Source organism: Sorangium sp. So ce296 (genome assembly GCF_051529605.1).
Classification (GTDB): domain Bacteria; phylum Myxococcota_A; class Polyangia; order Polyangiales; family Polyangiaceae; genus Sorangium; species Sorangium cellulosum_D.
The window spans coordinates 8,570,553-8,590,100 of the sequence record NZ_CP150325.1; the positions used below are offsets into that span (position 1 = coordinate 8,570,553).

At 73.8% G+C, this 19,548-nt stretch carries 13 protein-coding genes; 8 read left to right on the plus strand and 5 right to left on the minus strand.

Going from position 1 to position 19,548, the window contains the following annotated elements:
* Positions 1–6 precede the first annotated feature (6 nt).
* Positions 7–780 (plus strand): ribonuclease HI, encoded by a 774-nt coding sequence (locus tag WME98_RS31630; protein WP_437945433.1) that lies wholly within the window; start codon positions 7–9, stop codon positions 778–780.
* 182 nt (positions 781–962) lie between these two features.
* On the opposite strand, the gene WME98_RS31635 is transcribed toward WME98_RS31630, so the two are convergent.
* Entirely contained in the window at positions 963–3,191 is a 2,229-nt protein-coding gene (locus tag WME98_RS31635; RefSeq protein ID WP_437945434.1) for an NADP-dependent isocitrate dehydrogenase, read from the minus strand.
* A 408-nt stretch (positions 3,192–3,599) separates the two neighbouring features.
* Between WME98_RS31635 and WME98_RS31640 the strand changes: the two genes are divergently transcribed.
* The 3 genes from WME98_RS31640 (at position 3,600) to WME98_RS31650 (ending at position 10,426) form a co-directional block, all read left to right on the plus strand.
* Positions 3,600–4,616, plus strand: a complete 1,017-nt coding sequence (locus WME98_RS31640; RefSeq protein ID WP_437945435.1) for a peptidylprolyl isomerase — start codon at positions 3,600–3,602, stop codon at positions 4,614–4,616.
* Positions 4,617–4,657: 41 nt separating this feature from the next.
* On the plus strand, positions 4,658–5,011 hold the full coding sequence (locus WME98_RS31645) for a YkgJ family cysteine cluster protein (protein ID WP_061623436.1): 354 nt from the start codon (positions 4,658–4,660) through the stop codon (positions 5,009–5,011).
* 126 nt (positions 5,012–5,137) lie between these two features.
* Entirely contained in the window at positions 5,138–10,426 is a 5,289-nt protein-coding gene (locus tag WME98_RS31650) for an AAA family ATPase (RefSeq protein ID WP_437945436.1), read from the plus strand.
* A gap of 95 nt (positions 10,427–10,521) precedes the next feature.
* On the opposite strand, the gene WME98_RS31655 is transcribed toward WME98_RS31650, so the two are convergent.
* Together WME98_RS31655 and gpmI are read right to left on the minus strand one after the other, a co-directional pair.
* Positions 10,522–11,976, minus strand: a complete 1,455-nt coding sequence (locus WME98_RS31655; RefSeq protein ID WP_437945437.1) for a serine/threonine protein kinase — start codon at positions 11,974–11,976, stop codon at positions 10,522–10,524.
* Positions 11,977–13,608 carry a 2,3-bisphosphoglycerate-independent phosphoglycerate mutase gene (gene gpmI, locus WME98_RS31660; RefSeq protein ID WP_437945438.1) on the minus strand — a complete coding sequence of 544 codons (1,632 nt, stop codon included), beginning with the start codon at positions 13,606–13,608 and terminating at the stop codon, positions 11,977–11,979.
* A gap of 234 nt (positions 13,609–13,842) precedes the next feature.
* Between gpmI and WME98_RS31665 the strand changes: the two genes are divergently transcribed.
* From WME98_RS31665 to WME98_RS31675, 3 genes are all read left to right on the plus strand, one after another.
* Positions 13,843–14,265, plus strand: a complete 423-nt coding sequence (locus WME98_RS31665; RefSeq protein ID WP_061623374.1) for a VOC family protein — start codon at positions 13,843–13,845, stop codon at positions 14,263–14,265.
* A 35-nt stretch (positions 14,266–14,300) separates the two neighbouring features.
* Positions 14,301–14,864 carry a Uma2 family endonuclease gene (locus WME98_RS31670; RefSeq protein ID WP_020733487.1) on the plus strand — a complete coding sequence of 188 codons (564 nt, stop codon included), beginning with the start codon at positions 14,301–14,303 and terminating at the stop codon, positions 14,862–14,864.
* Between the two features lie 65 nt (positions 14,865–14,929).
* Positions 14,930–17,053, plus strand: a complete 2,124-nt coding sequence (locus WME98_RS31675; RefSeq protein WP_437945439.1) for a DUF2169 domain-containing protein — start codon at positions 14,930–14,932, stop codon at positions 17,051–17,053.
* A 9-nt stretch (positions 17,054–17,062) separates the two neighbouring features.
* On the opposite strand, the gene WME98_RS31680 is transcribed toward WME98_RS31675, so the two are convergent.
* Positions 17,063–17,728, minus strand: a complete 666-nt coding sequence (locus WME98_RS31680) for a hypothetical protein (RefSeq protein ID WP_437945440.1) — start codon at positions 17,726–17,728, stop codon at positions 17,063–17,065.
* Positions 17,729–17,850: 122 nt separating this feature from the next.
* On the opposite strand from WME98_RS31680, the gene WME98_RS31685 reads away from it, so the two are divergent.
* Complete coding sequence (locus WME98_RS31685; RefSeq protein WP_437945441.1) at positions 17,851–19,014, plus strand: DUF2169 domain-containing protein; 1,164 nt, start codon at positions 17,851–17,853, stop codon at positions 19,012–19,014.
* 79 nt (positions 19,015–19,093) lie between these two features.
* On the opposite strand, the gene WME98_RS31690 is transcribed toward WME98_RS31685, so the two are convergent.
* Positions 19,094–19,546 (minus strand): hypothetical protein, encoded by a 453-nt coding sequence (locus WME98_RS31690; RefSeq protein ID WP_437945442.1) that lies wholly within the window; start codon positions 19,544–19,546, stop codon positions 19,094–19,096.
* Positions 19,547–19,548 lie beyond the last annotated feature (2 nt).

Genomic DNA, 19,548 nt, shown 5'->3' on the forward strand with positions numbered 1-19,548 from the left:
GCGCGCGTGCCCTGGGTTCGCGCATCGCTTCGAGGTCAAACCGTCTACGCCCGCGCCGATGCCGCCGGCGCCCTGACCGCGGAGGAAGGGGGCGGCGTCGAGATCCGCTACAAGCCGAACGACGGCCGCAGGTACAAGGCCCGCCTGGACAACCTGACCATCGTCGACCCGAAGGTGCTGCCCGACGACACCTGCGGTCCGGCCGAGGCGGTCGTGAAGGCGCGCGCCGGCGAGCAGCCCGACGGGGCAGGGGGCGCAGGCGCTCCGGCGCCGGCCGGGGCGGCGCGCGGGCAGCGCAAGGCGCCGGCGCGAGGGGCGACCGCCGCGGCGCCTGTCCCGGAGGGGGCCGTCATCGTCTACGCCGACGGCGCGTGCTCGGGGAACCCTGGGCCCGCGGGCCTCGGCGTGGTGATCATCGACGGCGGCCGGCGGATCGAGCGCAGCGAGTACCTCGGTACCGCGACCAACAACATCGCGGAGCTGACCGCGATCCTCCGGTCGCTCGAGGAGGTGGACCAGCCGGAGCGGCCCATCGTCATCCACACCGACAGCCAGTACTCGATCGGCGTGCTCCAGAAGGGGTGGAAGGCCAAGGCGAACGCCGAGCTCATCGCCTCGCTGCGCGACGCGCTCGCGGCGCGGCCGCGCGCGCGCCTTGTCTACGTTCCAGGGCACGCGGGCGTGCTGCTCAACGAGCGCGCCGACGCGCTCGCGCGCGAGGCCGTCCGCGAGCGCGCGTCCCGGCGGACGGTGTACCCCGGCGCTGCCGGCGCTGGCTGAGCGCGCGCTCTCCGGCAGACGGTGGAGCACCGGCTCCCTGGAGGCGGCCCCAGCAGCCCTGGGGGCGGCGCCCCAGCAGCCCTGGGGGCGACATCCCAGCAGCCCTGATGTCGAGGCTCGGCGGCCGTGGCCGCCGAGCGCGTCGCCTGTGTACACGCGCGCTCGGCGGGGGCCCGCGCGGCTCAGGAGAAGCCGTCGATGGCCGCGTTCAGCGTGGCGCTGGGCCGCATCGCGGCGAACGTCTTCTGATCGTCGAAGTGGTAGTAGCCGCCGAGATCGACGGGTTTACCCTGCGCGCCGAGCAGCTCGTCGTTGATCTTGGACTCGTTGTCCGTCAGGGTCGTGGCGAGCTTGCCGAACTTGGCCGCCAGCTCCTTGTCCTCGGTCTGCTTGGCGAGGGACTGCGCCCAGTAGAGCGCGAGGTAGAAGTGGCTGCCGCGGTTGTCGATCTCGCCGACCTTGCGCGCCGGGCTCTTGTTGTTCTCGAGGAACAGGCCGATCGCCGTGTCCAGCGCCTTGGCGAGCACCTTGGCCTTGGCGTTGTTGGTCTTGCTCGCGAGGTCCTCGATCGAGACCTGCAGCGCCAGGAACTCACCGAGCGAGTCCCAGCGCAGGTAGTTCTCTTTCTGCAGCTGCTGGACGTGCTTCGGCGCCGAGCCGCCGGCGCCGGTCTCGTAGAGGCCGCCGCCGGCCAGGAGCGGCACGATGGAGAGCATCTTGGCGCTGGTGCCCAGCTCCAGGATGGGGAACAGGTCCGTCAGGTAGTCGCGCAGCACGTTGCCGGTGACGCTGATGGTGTCCTTGCCGTCCTTCATGCGGCCGAGCGTGAACTTCATCGCCTCCACCGGGCTCAGGATCGGGAGCTCCAGGCCATTGGTGTCGTGCTCGGGCAGGTAGGCCTTGACCTTGGCGATGAGGTTCTTGTCGTGGGCGCGGTTCTCGTCGAGCCAGAACACCGCCGGGGCGCCCGTGGCGCGCGCGCGGGCGACGGCCAGCTTCACCCAATCCTTGATCGCGATGTCCTTCGTCTGGCAAGCGCGGAAGATGTCGCCAGCTTCGACCTTCTGCTCCAGCAGGGCGTTGCCGGAGGCGTCGACGACGCGCACCGTGCCGCTCTCGGGGATCTTGAAGGTCTTGTCGTGTGAGCCGTACTCCTCCGCGGCCTGCGCCATGAGCCCCACGTTCGGCGAGCTGCCCATCGTGCGCGGGTCGAACGCCCCGTGCTGCTTGTGGAAATCGATCGTGGCCTGATAGATGCCGGCGTAGGAGCGATCGGGGATCGTGAACTTGGCGTCGTAGAGCTTGCCGTCCGTGCCGTACATCTTGCCGCTGGAGCGGATGGCCGCCGGCATCGAGGCGTCGATGATCACGTCCGAGGGCACGTGCAGGTTGGTGATGCCGCGGTCGGAGTCGACCATGGCCAGCGTCGGGCGTCGCTCGTAGACGGCCTTGATGTCCGCCTCGATCTTCGCCTTCTCGTCCGCCGGCAAGCCCTGGATCTTGTTGTACAGGTCGCCGATGCCGTTGTTCGGGTCGAAGCCGACCTTGGCCAGCGTGGCCGCGTGCTTGTCGAGCGCCTCGGCATAAAACACGCTGACGGCGTGCCCGAAGAGGATCGGGTCGCTGACCTTCATCATCGTGGCCTTGAGATGCAGGGAGAACAGCACACCCTGCTTCTTCGCGTCCTCCACCTGATCGGCGTAGAACGCGCGCAGGGCCTTGGCGCTCATCACGCTGGCGTCGACGACCTCGCCCGCCTGCACCTTGACGCTCGGCTTGAGCACGGTCGTCTTGCCGCCGGCGACGAGCTCGATCTTCAGCTCCTGCGCCTTGTCCACCACGACCGACCTCTCGCTGCCGTAGAAGTCGCCGCCCGACATGTGCGCGACGTGGCTCTTCGAGTCGCGGCTCCACGCGCCCATCGAGTGCGGGTGCTTCTTGGCGTAGTCCTTGACGGCGGGCGAGGCGCGGCGATCGCTGTTGCCCTCGCGCAGGACGGGGTTCACGGCGCTGCCGAGCACCTTGGCGTAACGTGCCTTGATCGCCTTCTCCTCCTCCGTCTTCGGCTCGGAGGGATAGTCCGGCACGGCGTAGCCCTGCTGCTGCAGCTCCTTGATGGCGGCCACGAGCTGCGGGATGGAGGCGCTGATGTTGGGCAGTTTGATGATGTTGGCGTTTGGCGTCTTGGCCAGCTCGCCGAGCTCTGCCAGGTGGTCGCCGAGCTTCTGCTTGTCCGTCAGGCGCTCCGGGAAGTTGGCGAGGATGCGGCCCGCCAGGGAGATGTCGCGCGTCTCGACCCGGACCCCGGCGGCCTTCGTGAACGCCTCGACGATCGGGAGGAGCGAATACGTGGCCAAGGCCGGCGCCTCGTCTGTCTTCGTGTAGATGATGGTAGAATTTTGCGTTTCCACTTGTTCCTCGAGGGTTGAAGGGCCGGGATTGTCGGATCGCCCGTGCCTACCCGCGGGCGAGTCGGATTCACCTGGTGCTGGACAACTTCACTACTCACACCCCCGCATCGCTATCAAGGCCTGCGGGACCGAGCGGGGCCACGCGCCCTCGATGAAGGGGGCGATGGGGTTGTCCGGTACGACCAGCGTGCCTGCCCGCGAGATGGAGATCGGCTGTCCTCGCGTGGGCCTCGGCAAAGGTCGTCATGGCGGCCGCTTACCGCGCCGGGATCGCTGCGGCAACAGGCTGGACAGCGGCGGCGCGGCGCGCTCGCGGCGCGCTCCGGAGCGAGGCGCGGCGCGTCATGTCGGGCCGCGCCGGGCCGGAAACGCGTGGAACCGGCCGGGGTCAAATGGTAGAGCCGCGCGATGCGCGCCCCGCTCCGCCTCGCCCTCGCCGGGCTCATCACCGCCGCCGCCCTCGCCTCGCCGCTCGCCCACGCGGTCGTGAGCGAGCGGATCGTCGCGGTCGTCGGCGATCGCGCCATCCTGCTCTCGGATCTGCGGCAGCGGGCCCGCCCCTTCCTCCTGCAGATCCAGGCCCGGGTCCCGCCGGGCCCGCAGCAGGCGGCGGCCGAGTCGCAGGTCTTTCGCGAGCTCGTCCAGAAGATGGTGGAAGAGGAGCTCGAGGGCCAGGCCGCCGAGAAGGCCAATATCCGCGTCACCTCCGACGAGATCGAGAACGCCTTCCGGAACATCGCCGCCGCGGAGCAGACGACGGTCGAGGAGCTGTTCCGGATGGCACGGGCGAGCTCCGGGCTCACCGAGCAGGAGTACCGCGACGAGATCCGCCGGCAGATCCTCGAGGGGAAGATGCTGCAGCTCCGGGTGAAGGGCCGGGTGCGCATCACCGAGCAGGACGTGCTGTCCGCTTACGACCGGATGGTGCGCGAGGAGCGCCGGCGGCGCGAGTACCACCCGGCCTGGATCGTCCTGCGCATCCTGCCCGGCTCGAGCGCCGAAGCGCTCGAGGAGCGGCGCGCGCTCGCGGCGGCGCTCGCCGACCGCGCGCGGCGGGGCGAGGACTTCGCGGCGCTCGCGCGGCAGTTCTCGGACGACACCGCGACCCGCGACGAGGGCGGCGACCTCGGGGTCCGCGCGCCGCAGGGGACGCAGGCCGCGGCGAGCGGCCAGCGCGAGGTGATGGCCCCGGAGCTCGAGGCGGCGCTGATGGCGGCCGAGCCGGGCGGCGTGGTCGGGCCGATGCGCGCGGGCGACGCGTTCGTGGTGATGAAGCTCCTCAGCCGCCAGCCGTCGCGCTTCACGACGCTCGACGCCGCCCGGCCGGAGATCCTCCAGCGGCTGCAGGCAGAGATCCTGCAGAAGGCCAAGCAGAAGTGGCTCGACGAGCTGAAGCGCGGGACGCACGTGGAGGTCCGGCTCTGACGCGCGAGGCGGCGGGCGCGGGCGGCCGCGGCGAGGCGGGCGTGCCCGAGTGCACCGCGTGCGGCACCTGCTGCTTCTCGACCCTGCCCGAGTACGTCCGGGTCTTCGGCTGCGACTACGACCGCATGGACGATCGCGCGCGGGCGCTCACGCGGTTCATCGGCAACCGCTGCTACATGCACGTCGAGGACGGCCGCTGCGCCGCGCTCACGCTGGACGCGGAGCGCGGCCGCTTTCTGTGCTCGATCTACGAGGTGCGGCCCGACTGCTGCCGCGCGCTCGAGCGCGGCAGCGGCGCGTGCATCGGCGAGCTCCACGAGAAGCGGGAGCGGCCGCTGATCGCGCTCGATCGGCTGCGGCGCGCCGCTGCGCCGCGCGGCGGACGGGACGGCTAGCCCCTGCCGCGGGCGCCCAGCGCGGTGCCACGATGTCGCTATCCTCTTCGCAGGTCCCTCGCGCGCCGAGCGCCAGCCGCTCACAAGGGCGCTCCGCGCGCGAGACGGGCGACCTGGATGTGGGCCATGGACGTCGCAGCTCAGATCGTCAAAGCCTTGGAGTCCGCCGGCTACGGGCAGATCGAGGCGGTCGCCCGCACGAGGTCGGGCCACGTGCTCCGTGCGGTCGCGCCGACGGACGGGCGCGCCGCCCGCTCCGTGATCCTCAAGATCTACAGCGATGAGAGCGAGGGCCCCGACCACGAGGCCGCGGTGCTCCGCCGCCTGGGGCGCGCCTTTCAGCTCCTCGCCTTCGACGGCAAGCGGTGCCTGGAGATGCCGGACATCGGCGGCGTCTCCGTCGCCAGCGTCTGCGCTCGGCGGCGGCTCGCGATCGACGAGGCGCTCGCGATCGGCGCTGCAGTCGCGGGCGAGCTGACCGAGGTGCACCGCCGACACGTCATCCACAAGGATGTCAATCCGTCGAACGTCGTGTGGAACGAGCGCACGGGCGCCGTTCAGCTGATCGATTTCGGCGTCGCGAGCGAGCTGCCGCTGGAGCAAGCCGAGCTCGCGCAGCCGTCCGAGATCGAGGGGACGCTCGCGTACATGGCGCCCGAGCAGACGGGGCGCATGAACCGGCCGCTCGACGCCCGCGCCGACCTCTACGCGCTCGGCGTGACGCTCTACGAGATGCTCACGGGCAGCCGGCCCTTCGAGCGGAGCGACCCGCTCGAGCTCGTGTATTGCCACCTGGCGTGCGCCCCCGTCGCGCCCCGCGAGGTCGACCCCGCGATCCCCGAGGTCGTGTCCGACCTCGTGCTCCGCCTGATGGCCAAGGAGCCGCAGGACCGCTACCAGACGGGGTGGGGCGTCGAGGCGGACCTCCGCCGGTGCGTCGACTCGCGGCGCAGCGCGCGCCGGATCGAGCCCTTCCCGCTCGGCCGGCGCGACATCCCCGATCGGCTGGCGATCCCCCGCCGGCTGTACGGTCGCGACGACGAGATCGAGGCCGTCGCGCTCGCCCTGGAGCGCGCCACCGCCGAGGGGCGCGCGGAGGTCATCCTCGTCGGCGGACCCCCGGGCATCGGCAAGTCGGCGCTGGCCCACGAGCTGCTCTGCCCCATCACGGGCAAGCGCGGGATGTTCGGCGCGGGCAAGTGCGACAGGTCCCAGCGCGCGACGCCGTTCGACGTCCTCGCCAAGGCGCTGCAGGGCGTCGTACGGCACCTGCTCGGGGCCGAGCCGGACGCGGTCGCGGCGTGGCGGCAGGAGCTCCTGTCCGCGCTGGGCGAGAACGGCGCCCTGGTCACGGCGCTCGTGCCCGAGCTGACGCTGCTGATCGGGCCGCAGCCGCCGCTGCGGGAGCTCGATCCCGTGGAGGCGCGCAACCGCGCGACGATGGTGCTCCGCAACTTCGTGCGCGCGCTGTGTCGGGACGGCCGTCCGCTGGTCCTGTTCCTCGACGACCTCCAGTGGGCGGACGCCGCGACGCTCGACCTGCTCTGCGAGCTCGCCGCCGATCCGGAGCTGCGCTTCTGTTGTGCGATCCTCGCGTACCGCGACAACGACCTCGCCGCGGGGCACCCCCTGCCCGCGGCGATGGATCGCATGCGCCTCGGCGCCGCGAGGGTCACCTCGATCGCGCCCTCGCCGCTCCGCGAGCGCGCCGTCGCGGCGCTCGTCGCCGACGCGCTGCGGGTCCCGGTCTCGCGCGTGGGGACCCTCGCGTCGATCGTGGCGCGGAAGACGGGGGGCAACCCGTTCGTCATCGGCCAGCTCCTGGAGCGGCTGCTCCGCGACGGCGTCATCACGTTCGACCCGGCCGCCGCCTCCTTTACGTGGGACGATGCCCGCGTCGAGGCCGCGCCGATGGCGGAGAGCGCCGCCGAGCTGCTCCGCGCGCGGCTCGGCGAGCTCTCGCCGGCCGCGAGGAGCGCGCTGCGCGTGGGCGCGTGCCTCGGCGATACGTTCGACGCGGCCACGCTCGCGGCCGTCTGCCGCGCCTCCGCGGAGGACACGCTCTCGGACCTGCGGGAGCCGGTGGAGGCCGGGATGCTGATCCCGCTCCGCCTCCGGGCGCCCGCCGGCCACCCCTCGGGCGCGACGTTCGCGTTCGCGCACGATCGGATCCGGGAGGCGGCCTACGCGCTCATCGAGGAGCGGGAGCGACCTGCCGTGCACCTCGAGCTCGGACGGCGGCTCATCGCCATGACGCCGGCCGAGCGCCTGGACGAGCGCCTGTTCGTGATCCTGGACCAGCTCAAGGCCGGCCAGGCGCTGCTCGCGGACGAGGGGGAGCGGCTCGAGGTGGCCAGGCTGTTCCTGCGCGGCGGCCAGCGGGCCCTCGGCGCGGCGTCGTTCGAGGTGGCCGCGAGCCTGCTCGGCGCGGGCGTCCGGGTGCTGGGCGAGGAGGGCTTCGCGCGGGCGCGCGAGCTCGCCGTCTCGCTGTACCGGGCGACGGCGCTCGCGGCCTGCCTCATCGGAGATTTCGGCGGCGTCGAGCGGCTCGTCTCCGCGCTCTCCTCCCACGCGGCCTCGGTCCTCGAGGAGGTCGAGGTCGACGGGCTCCGCATCCGCAGCGCGCAAGCGCAGGACCGGAGCAGGGAAGCCCTGCGCCTGGGCCTCCGCGCGCTCGGGCGGCTCGGGCTCGCATTCCCCGAGAAGCCCGCGGTCGAGGACGTGCTGCGCGCCATCTCCGCCATCCGCGAGCGGCTCGCGGGCGAAGGCGTGGAGGAGCTCGCGAAGCTGCCACCCATGCGCGATCCATGCGCCCTCGCCGCCATGCAGCTCATCCGCCAGGTCGTGGGCCTGGCCTTTCAGGTGGCGCCGGCGCATTACCCGCTCCTCGTCACCGAGGGCGTGCGGCTCTCCATCGAGCACGGCAATGCGCCGTCGTCCCCGCAGTCGTATGTCTTTTTCGGCAACCTCCTCGTCGTCCTGGAGGGCGACGCCGAGGGGGGCGCGCGCTTCGGCCGGCTCGCGATGGAGGTGATGGCGCGGCTGCGAGCTCGCGAGCTCTCGGCCATGATCGTCAACCTCTTCGAGTGCATGATCCACCCGCGTACGGCGCACTTCCGCGACACGCTCGCGCCGCTGCGCCTCGGCCACCAGGAGGGGCTCTCGCACGGCGATTTCGAGTGGGCGAGCCACTGCGGCATGGGGTACTGCATCCACGGCTACATCAGCGGCGCGCCGCTCCGCGGGCTCCTTCTGGAGATCGAGGAGCTGCGCCGCTCCTTCGCGCCGCTCCACCAGGAGCGCACCGCGCGGTACCTGAGGGCCCTCCAGCAGGCCACGCTGAACCTCCTGGGGGCGGGCGGGCAGCCGACGGTCCTGAAGGGCGAGGCGTTCGACGCGGAGGCGGCGCGCCCCGGCCTGGAGGCCGCCGGCGACTCGTTCTCCCTGTTCTACATCGCCTTCCATCGCACCTTCCTGCTCAGCCTCTTCGGCGATTTCCGCGGCGTCCTCGAGGAGATCGCGTGGATCGAGCCGCACCTCGCGGCCGTGCCCGGGCTCGTCCTGTTCACCCGGATGCAGGTCCCGGAGGCGCTGGCCTGCCTGATGGTCGCCGCGGAAGAGGCGGGGGAGCGGCGCGGCGCGCTCGTCGCGCGCGCCGACGGCATCCTCGCCGGGCTGCGGCAGGCGGCGCGGCACGCCCCGATGAACTTCGGGCACCTCGTCGCGCTCATCGAGGCCGTGCGGTCCGGGATCCAGGGCGAGCACCCCTGGGCGACGGCCAGGCTCTACGACGAGGCCGTCACCGGGGCGGAGGCGCACGGGTTCGTGCAGGACGCCGCGTTCGCGTGCGAGCTCGCCGGGCGCTTCTGGCTGGCCGCTGGCAGGGACTTCCTGGCGCGCGCCTACCTGGAGCGAGCGCGGCGGCTCTACGCGCGGTGGGGCGCCGTGGCCAAGGTCGCGCAGCTCGAGCAGCAGCACGCGACGCTCCTGCCGATGCACACCCCCATGGGCGCGCTGATCACGACGTCGCAGGCGCCGGCCGTCCTGCTCGACGCGGCGTCGCTCTTCAAGGCCTCGCGCGCGATCGCGAGCAGCCTGGCGCTCCACGAGCTCCCGACGCGCTTCCTCGCCGTCGCCATGGAGAACGCCGGCGCGCAGCGGGGGGCGCTCTTCGTCGAGCGGGAGGGGGCGCTCGTCCTGGAGGCGGCCGGCGACCCGTCCCGCGGGGCCGTCCGCGCGGCGGGCGCGCCCGTCGAGCTCGCCGGCGATCGCGCGTGCCTGCCCGTCGTGCGCACGGTGGCCCGGACCCGGGCGCCGGTGGTCCTCGAGGACGCGCGCACGTCTCCGGCGACCCGCGACGACCCCTACGTCGCGTCGCGGCAGTCCCGCTCCGTGCTGTGCGCGCCGGTCCTCTCGGGGAGCGCGCTGCGCGGCGTGCTGTACCTCGAGAACGACCTCGTGACGGGCGCGTTCACGGCCGAGCGCGTGGAGGTGGTGGCGATCCTGTCGGCCCAGGCCGCCGTCGCGCTGGAGAACGCGTTCCTTTACGGCGACCTCGAGCGCCTGCTGGAGGAGCGGACGCGCCTGCTGGAGGAGCGGACGCGCCTGCTCGCGCAGGCCGAAGAGGGGGTGCGGGCGCGCGACACGTTCCTCACGCTCGCCGCGCACGAGCTGAGGACGCCGCTCACGCCGCTCCAGGTGGAAGTCCAGACCTTGCTCCGGGACGCGCGCGCCGGCCGGATGAGGGCCGAGGGGTCCGATCGCGCGGCCAGGAAGCTGGAGCGCGCCGGGCGCCAGATCGGACGCCTCGAGCGGCTCGCGAACGATCTCCTCGACGTCGCGCGCCTCGCCGCGGGCGAGCCGGAGATGCGGATGGAGCCGGTGGATCTGTCGCTCTTGGTCCGCGACGTCGCCGCGAGGCACGCGGCGGCGCTCGAGCACGCAGGCTCGGCGCTGTCCCTCGACGCGGAGCCCGGGGTCGTGGGCCTCTGGGATCGCGTGTGCCTCGTTCAGGTGGCGGACAAGCTGCTGTCGAACGCCGTCAAGTTCGGTGAGGGCAAGCCCATCGATGTCCGGGTCGAGGGCGACGACGGCCGGGCCCGGCTCGTCGTGCGCGACCGCGGCGCCGGCATCGCCCGCGCGACGCAGGCGCGCCTCTTCGGGCGGTTCGAGCGCGGCGTGTCGGAGCGCCATTTCGGGGGGCTCGGCCTCGGGCTCTGGATCGCGCGGCGCATCGTCGACGCGCTCGGCGGGAGCATCCGGATCGACAGCGAGCCCGGCGCGGGCGCCACGTTCATCGTGGAGCTGCCGCGCGAGCCCCCTCGGGAGGCCCGTGGGCAGGTCCCGAGCGCGCCGCCCGGCGGGCAAGCCTCGTCGAGCGCGCATCACGGCCGCGCCGAAGAGCGCACGGGCTGACGCCTCCCGCCGATGCGACGATCGCCGGGTCGACCGACGGGCTCGAGCGCCGGAGCGATCCGGCGCCGGCGCGGCGGTTCCCCGGGCGCCGCGCCTCAGGGTGAGGCGTCCCTGTCCTCCACCGGCGGCGCCCCCGCGTCGAGCGCGCTGCGGTCGATCCGCATGCTGACGTCGAGCGTGACCGTCTGCCCGGCGGAGACGGTGATCGTGCGCTTCTCCTCGGGCGCGTTCGGGTGGCGGAACGTGACGTAGTGCCGCCCCGCCTGGAGCGGGATCGACCGCGCCATCGGCGTCACGTCGACGAGCTCCCCGTCGACGACGACCTCCGCCCACGGCCTGGCGAGCACCTTCAGGTAGCCGCGCCCCTCCGACGGCGCGCCGGGCTGCCTGGCCTCGGCGCTGGGCGGGCCGACCGCGTCGTGCTCGCGCAAGCCGAGCTCGATGAGCGCGCCGCCCACGACGACCAGCGCGAAGATGCCGAGCAGCCGGACCGCGTCCGGCGCGAGCGACGGCGCGTGGCGCCGCTCGGCGGCCGGGCGGACGGACGGCACGTGCGCGGGCGGGAGCTCGTCCCCGCCGAGCTTCGCCGCCGCGAGCGCCCTCCCGATGAGCGCCCTCGGCTGCGCGTGACCGCGCTCGGCGAGCTCCTCGGCCAGGGCGTCCGCGACGGCGCGGCCGTTCTCGTAGCGCTGCTCCGGCTCCTTCTCGAGGCACCGGAGCACCACCCGCTCCAGGCCGCGCGACACGTCGGGCGCGAGCGCCCGCAGCGGCTGCGGCGGCGCGCTGCGGATGCGGTGCGCGACGGCCCGGCCCTCCGCCCACCGGTCCTCCTCGCGCTCGCGCGGCGCGCGCGACGCGCGGGACGCGGAAGCCGCAGCGTCCGCGTCGGCCGGCCCGACCTTCGGCTCGTCGAACGGGCGCGCGCCGGCGAGCATCTCGAACAGGACCACGCCGAGCGCGAACACGTCGGCCTGCGGCCCGGTCTCCGCCCCGAGGATCTGCTCCGGCGCCATGTAGTCGGGCCGCGCGAACGTGTCGCTGCCCTCGAACGGCTCGGGCAGCGACGGCAGCCGGCCGTCGAACGCCGCCGCGAACTCCAGGATCTTCACGCCGCCGGGCGCCGTGACGACGACGCGCTCCGGGCGCAGCTCGCGGTGCACGACCCCGCGCTCGTGCGCGTGCCCGAGGCCGCGCGCGATCTCCAGCGCGATGGCCGCCGCCGCGCCCTCGTCGAGGCGGCCGGCGCGCGCGCACAGCTCCGCGAGCGTCGGGCCCGAGAGCGGCTCGAGCACCAGCCAGATCCGGTCCTCGTCGCGCTGGAAATCGTGGATGTCGATGATGTTGGGGTGCCGGATGCGCGCGAGGATCTTCGCCTCGCGCTCGAGGCCGGCCGCGAACGCGCTCGCGGCCGACACCGTGGGCTTCAGCGTCTTGATCAGCGCCGCCCGGCCGAGCTCGACGTGCTCGGCCCGGTACGTGACCGTGAGCGCCCGCGACGAGACGGCCTCGCGCAGGATGTACGGGCCGAGCTGCCTCTCCGCGGCGCCCACTTAGCGCTGTCGAACGCGGAGCGAGCGCCCCGTCATCGCCGCGGGCTGCGGGATGCCGAGGATCTCGAGCATCGTCGGCGCCACGTCGCAGATGCGGCCGCCCGAACGGAGCACGACGCCGGCGTCGTGCTTGTTCAGGTAGTAGAGCGGCACCGGGTTCAGCGTGTGGGCGGTGTGGGGGTTGCCCTGATCGTCCTTCATCTGCTCGCAGTTGCCGTGGTCCGCGGTGATCATCAGCGCGCCGCCGGCCTCGCGCACGGCGCCCGCGATGTCGCCGATCCCCTTGTCGACCGCCTCGACGGCGTGGATGGCGGCCTCGAGGATGCCCGTGTGCCCGACCATGTCCGGGTTCGCGAAGTTCACGAGGATGAAGTCGTACTTCCCGCTCTTGATCGCGGCCACGACCTCGCTCGCGACGCCGGCCGCGCTCATCTCGGGCTTCTTGTCGTAGGTGGCGACGTCGCGCGGGGAGGGCACGAGCTTCCGGTCCTCGCCCGGGAACGTCTCCTCGCGGCCGCCGTTGAAGAAGTACGTGACGTGCGCGTACTTCTCGGTCTCGGCGCACCGGAGCTGCGTGAGCCCGGCGCGGGAGATCACCTCGGGGAACGAGTCGGTCACCTCGTCCTTCGGGAACGCGACCGGCAGCTTCAGGGCCGCGTCGTACTCGGTCATGCAGCTGTAGCAGTGCTCCTGGAAGGCGTAGACCGGCTTGCCGCGATCGGTGAGGAGCTCCTCGACCTCGGGCGGCAGGTTGCGCCGCGTGAGCATCGCCGAGATCTCGCGCATGCGGTCCGGCCTGAAGTTGACGGAGAGGCCGACCTCCTCCCCGAACCACTCCCAGCGAGCCTCCTTCGAGGCGAAGTCGGCCATGAAGTCGCCCTTGATGCCGCTGTAGTCGCCGATGCGGACGGGCTCGACGAACTCGTCCGTCTTGCCGAGCGCGTACGACTGCTGGATCGCGTCGAACGCCGTGTCGGCCCGCGGCGCGTCGCCGCGCACGATCGCCGTGTAGGCCTTCGTCACGCGGTCCCAGCGCTTGTCGCGGTCCATGGCGTAGTACCGGCCCGACACGGTGCCGATGACGCCGACGCCCTCGAGCGCCTCCTGGACCTTCTCGACGTACCCCCACGCGCTCTTCGGCGGCGTGTCGCGCCCGTCGAGGAACGCGTGCAGGACCACGGGCACCTCGTGGAACTTCGCGAGCTTGAACAGCGCCAAGAAGTGATCGAGCGACGAGTGCACGCCGCCGTCCGAGACGAGGCCGAACAGGTGCAGCCGGCACTTGCGGTCCTGCGCGATGCGGAACGTGCGGTCGATGATCTCGTTCGAGCCGAGCTTGTTCTCGGCGATCGCGACGTCGATGCGCGAGATGTCCATCAGCGCGATCCTCCCCGCGCCGAAGTTCAGGTGGCCGACCTCGCTGTTGCCCATCTGCCCCACGGGGAGGCCGACGTCGGGGCCGCTCGTCCCGATCAGCGTCGTCTGCGCGTCGCGCTTGATCGCGTCGAGGTTCGGCATCTTCGCGAGGGCGATCGCGTTCTGGTCCTTTTCTTCGCGCTCGCCGAATCCGTCGAGGATACAGAGGACGAGCGGGCGGGGGCGTTGACTGGGAGAGGGTGCGGCTTCGCTCATGGCGGCGGAATCTACAACGAAGCCGCGGCGACCGGGGGGCTGCTCGGGCATTTTCGACCCGCCCCGGGGCGCCCCGGCCGGGGTCCCGGGGGCGTCCAGGGGCGGGCGGCGGCAGGCCCGCAGGCGGCGCCCGGCGGCGCGGAGGGGCCGGCGGGCGGCGCCGGCCCGGCGGCGGGCCTGTCCCGAGGCCGCCGCCTCCCCTACGATGGCGGGCGCCGCACAGGGAGGACCTCGATGACCCAGGCCCCGCCGTTCCACCTCGCCTTCCCGGTCTCGGACCTCGAGGCGACCCGCCGCTTCTACGTCGACGTGCTCGGATGCCGCGTCGGCCGCGAGGCCGACCGGTGGATCGATTTCGACTTCTTCGGCCACCAGATCTCGGCCCACCTCGTCGATGAGCCCGGCGCCGTGCTCCCCACGAACCCGGTCGACGGCAAGGACGTGCCGGTGCGCCACTTCGGCGCCATCCTCGAGTGGCGCGCCTGGCACGCGCTGGTCGAGCGGCTGCGCGGGCTCGGGGTCGCGTTCCTGATCGAGCCGCACATCCGCTTCGTCGGCGAGCCGGGAGAGCAGGCGACGCTCTTCGTCGTCGACCCGAGCGGCCACGCGCTCGAGTTCAAGTCGTTCCAGGACGCGCGTCAGATCTTCGCGACGTGAGCCGCTGCGCGCGGCGTGCGTGCTAAGTTCCGACCATGTCCGACGGTCGTCGCGCCACGTACCAGGATGTCCTTGACACGCCCCCCAACCAGGTGGCGGAGATCCTGAACGGCGTCCTCCACGCGACGCCGCGGCCGTCCCTGTCCTGCCGCAACGTCACGTCGGTCCTGGCCGGCGAGCTCTACCTCCCGTTTCGCCGGGGCATCAAGGGGCCCGGCCGGTGGGCGCTCCTGGTCGAGCCCGAGCTGCACCTCGGCACCGATCCGGACATCGTGATCCCCGACATCGCCGCGTGGCGCCGCGACCGGATGCCGCAGATCCCGATGCGGAACGCGGCCATCTTCCTCGCGCCCGACTGGGTGTGCGAGGTGATCTCGCCGTCCACCGAGGCGGTCGACCGCCGCGACAAGATGGAGATCTACGCGCGCGAGCTGGTGACGCACTACTGGCTCATCGATCCGCGGCTCCGGAGCCTCGAGGTCTTCCGCATCGACGGCGGGCGGTTCGCGCGCATGGGCGCGTGGGAGGGCGACGTCACCGTGCGCGCGGCGCCGTTCGACGCCGTGGAGATCGAGCTCGGCGTCCTCTGGCAGGAGTAGCGCCGGCGCGGCGCCGGGCGCATCGCGCGCCGTCACCGGCCGCCCGGGAGCGATAAGCTTCCGACGTGCGCGTCTCCTCGACCTGCCCGCTCCGCGTCGCGTCCCTCGTCTGGCGGCCTCGCCCCGAGGCCTTCGCGCTCACCGTGGTCTGCAAGGCGACCTTCGCGCTCGAGCCGGGGCGCTCGCGCCTCGCGCCCGCGCAGGAGGCGCCGTGGGAGGTGGACGTCCCGTGGGGCGACGACCCCCGGGCGAGCCTGTGGGCCGCGAGCGATCTCGCGCCGTTCAAGCGCCGCGTGGACGTGCTCGTGGTCGGCCACGCCCACGCGCCCCACGGCGAGCCCGCGGCCTCGCTCGTGGCGCGGCTCGCGATCGGCGCGATCGACAAACGGATCGAGGTGCACGGCCAGCGCGCGTGGACGGCGGGCGGGCAGCTCACGGCGGCCGCGCCGTTCGACAGGGCGTCGCTCCGGTGGGAGCGCGCGGCGCGCGGGCGCGACGGCTGGAACCCGGTGGGCATCCCCGCGAACGCGGCGCCCGACGCGCGCGGGCTCCGGCCGGCGCCGAGCCTCCTGCCGCCCGGCGCCGAGCTCCGCGGCCCGGCGGAGCCGCTGCCGCCCGCGGGCTTCGGGCCGATCGCGCCGTCGTGGCCCGAGCGGGCCGCGAGGCTGCGCCGGCACGCCGCCACGTTCGGCCACGACGCCTGGGCGGAGCGGCCGCTGCCGGAGGACATCGATCCCGGCTACTTCAACGCGGCGCCGCCCGACCAGCAGCTCGACCAGCTGCCCGCGGGCGAGCGGCTCGTCCTCGCGCACCTGCACCCGCAGCACCCCGAGCTCGCGACCGTGCTGGAGGGCGTGATCCCGCGCGCGTCGCTGCTCCGCGGCGACGCCGCGCCGCAGGAGATGCGGCTGCGCTGCGACACGCTGTGGATCGACGCGGATCGCGGGATCTGCACGCTGACGTGGCGCGGGGCGGTGCCGCTGCGGCACGCGGCCGAGGACGTGACGGTGGTGGTGACCGCGGAGCGGCCGGCGGCCGAGGCGGAGCTGGCGGAGACGCTGATGCCGGCGGTCGCCGCCAGCGCGCCGGAGCGGGGCGACGCCGGCGCGCCCGCGCCCGGGGCGACGGGCGGAGCTCTGCCGGCGGCGATGGTGAGCACGCTCGTGCCGGATCTGAGCGCGGCGGGCTCCTCCGGCGTGCTGCCGTTCGTTGCGCCGTCGGCGCTGCCCTTCGCGCCGGCGGCGCAGGGCGCGGCCGGGGAGGGGAGCGGCGCGCCCGCGCGGCCCTCCGGGGCGGCGCCGAGCGACCGGCCGTCGGCGCCGCTCCCGCCGGCGCCCGCCGAGCCGCGGCCGGGCGCCGCGGCCAGCGCCCTCGACGAGGGTGCGGACACCCTGGCGCCGCGCACGCTGACGCCGGGCACGCTGAGCGCGGGCCTCGTGCCTGTGCCCGCGGAGCCGCTGCCGTTCCAGGCAGCGCGCGCCGCGGCGGCGCCTGTCCCCGACCCGGGCATCGCGCCGCCGCCTCCGCCCCCGCTCTTCGGTCAGCCGCTGCCGAGCGCGCCGCCGCCTTCTCCGCCCCCGCTCTTCGGCCAACGGCTGTCGAGCTCGCTGCCGCCTCCGGCCGCGGCGCAGGCGAACGCACCGCCGCCCTCCGCGCCGCCGCCCTCCGCGCCGCCGCCCTCCGCGCCGCCGAGCTCGGCGACCGGCCTCGCGAAGGAGCCCCCGTCGCCGCTCGCCGCGCCCGCGCCCGCGCCGGAGCCGGCCGTGCGACCGGAGGACGTGCCGGTGGAGCGCTTCGCGGCGATCTCCGCCGAGATCGCCGAGCGGCGCGCGCCGCGGCCGGAGGTGCTGCGCGCGCACGGGCTCGGCGAGCGCGCCTGGGACGCGGTGGAGCGCCGCTTCCGGGCCCTCCTGGACAAGGACGCGCGCGCCGGCGGCCGGTTGCGCGCCGCGCACGACGCCGCCTACGTGGCGGCCGTGGAGGCGTTCCGCGGCCCGATCGCCCTGGAGGAGTACGCCCGGATCGCGGTGGGGCTGGAGCGCGGCGCGGCCGGCGAGGTCCTCGACGCGCTCGCCATCCAGCGGGCGGCGCTGATGCCGATCGTGCGGGTGTGGACGAAGAAGGCCGCGGGCAACATGGCGCTCTCCGCCGAGCTGATGGCGCTCCTGGACAAGCTGCGGACCGAGTGAGCCCGGCGCTCACCCCCCGGGGCGGGAGCGCTCGTCCGGCGCGCGCGGCGCCGCCTCTCCGGCGGCCAGTGCGGCGGGCTGCCCGGGGCCGCCGGCGAGCGCCTGGCGCGCGCGGAACTCCTCCCAGGACAGCGGCATCGGCGGATCCTCGGAGTTGAGCCGCACCCGCTCGCCGACGATGTCGACGTCGTCGTTGGCCCGGATCTCCACGCCGCCGGGCGACGCCTCGACCTTCACCTCGCGCGCCGTGGTGCGCGCGCTCCGGCCGGCCTCGCGCACCGCGCTGCCGCGCACCCGCTCGTGCAGGCTCCCGCCCACCTCGATGGCGGCGTCCTGCGCCGCCTGGATCTGCAGCGTGTCGCACGAGAGCGAGAGCGTCTTCGCGGCGGCGATCTCCAGCGACGCGCCGGTGAGCGACAGCACCGGCCCGTCGTCGGTCATCCGGATGGAGACAAGGATCTGCCCGGCCGCGGCGCGGATCTGGATCCGCTCGCCGGCGCCCTCCTCGGCGATCTCGATGGAGCGCCCCGAGGCGAGGGGCACCACCCGAGCGGGCGGCGCGAGCTCCGCGCCGGGCGCGGGCGCCAGGGCGCCGGCCTGCGGCGGAGGACCCTCCGGCGCAGGATCCTGCGGCGAGGGAGGCTGCGGGGGGAGAGGGGCGGGCGCGTCCGTCACGGTCGCATCGTAGCGCAGGGTCGGGCGCCGCGCGCGGTGAGCCGCGAGCGCGCGCCGGACCTCGCCCTTGCGTGCGCGCGTGGGCGGAGATACCCGTCGGACGCGACCCTGCAAGGAGCCCGATGAGCGCAGAGGCCTCCCCGCGTGTGACCCAGGCCGTGCGGTGCGCGAAGAGCCACGACGGCAAGGTGTGGATGGTCTGCGTGGCCAAGCGCACCTACTCCTTCGCGGGCGGCCGGGTGACGCTCGCGGACGAGCAGGCGCCGGTCGTCATCGACCCCGACATCGAGACCGACCAGCACGACCGCTACCGCACGCTGCGCGACGACATGGACCTGTTCCCGCCGAAGCCGGCCACCGACGTGGTGGTGACCGGCCGGGCGCACGCGCCGGGCAAGGTGCGCGAGCTCATGGTCGGCGTGGCCGCGGGGCGGAGCGCGCGCGTGCTTCGGGTGCTCGGCGAGCGCCGGGTGGAAGTCTCGCTCGAGGGGCAGGTGCGCTTCCCGGATCCGGCGCCGTTCGAGAGCGTGCCGCTGTCGTGGGACCTGGCCTACGGCGGCTACGACGCGTACGCCCACGACGAGCTCGACCCGCCCGAGCGCCGCAAGGGGCGGCGGGTCGAGCCCTCGCCGCGCGAGGAGGGCGTCTTCGCCTACCCGCGGAACAAGGTCGGGCGGGGGTATTTCCTCGACGTGGACCGGGACCGGGCCGACGGCGAGCTCCTGCCGCAGATCGAGGACCCGGGGGACCCGCTCGCGGCGTCGCGCTTCTTCGTGCAGGCGCCGCGGGCGTGGCTCGACGCGCCGGCCTCGGGCGGGCTCGGCTGGGTGGCGCACACCTGGTACCCGCGGATCATGCGGGGGCTCGGCGCCTTCCTGGAGCACGATCCGCCGGCGAAGCCGATCCGGGAGATGGCGTTCGCGGACGGGGCGGACCTCGGGGGGCCGTTCCGGAAGAACGAGGTGCTGCCGCGGTTCGCGCAGGGCGCGGCGCCGGGGCTGGCGACCGAGCGGCTGCGGGGCGACGAGCTCGTGATCCTGAAGTACCTGGTGCAGGGGCAGCCGGAGGTGCAGTTCGCGCTCCCCGGGGAGGCGCCGGCGCTGTCGGTGCGGCCGCCGGGAGCGCCGAAGATCTTCACGCCGGAGGCGGTGCTGCAGACCGTCCGCATCGACGGGGAGCGGCGGACGGTGTCGCTGACGTGGTGCGGGGCGGTCCGGCTCCTCGCGCCGATCGCGGAGGAGCAGCTCGCGGAGACGAAGCTCGGGGTGACGTGGGGGCGGTGGTGAGCCTCCGTGGCTCACGGTGCAGGTGACGGGGGCGTCGCCGCGAGCGCCTCGAAGGTCGCTGGGTCCGGGGCGTCGGTGATCAGGCGGCCAGCGGGTAGGCGATCCCCTCGAGTCGCAGGAGCGCCGGGCCGATCTGCAACGTCGACACGCTGTCGATGGCGTAGGCAGGAGCCACCAGCTCCTCGATTCGATGGGGCAGGAGCGTGTCGAGGACTTCCTGGATCAAGTACTTGGACAAGACTCGTTCCAGGAGCCCTGCGTCGAGGCGCAACAGATCCTCCAGGGCGGGCCAGTCGAGCGCCTGGAGAGCGCGGACCTCCTCCGACTCCGCGTCATAAGGAAGATCATCGATGAGCTCCTCCCGGAGCTGAGCGAGCTCCCTCCGCATCGCAGCAAGGAATCCGCCGGTCTCGGCCTCGATCCGGTACGCGTGCGCGGGGAGGCCGGGGCAGCCCTGCCCGAAGTTCATCGGGCGGCGGGTGAGCGACCCAGAGGCCGTGGGGTTTCCGTTCACGAAGCACCGCAGCTTCATGT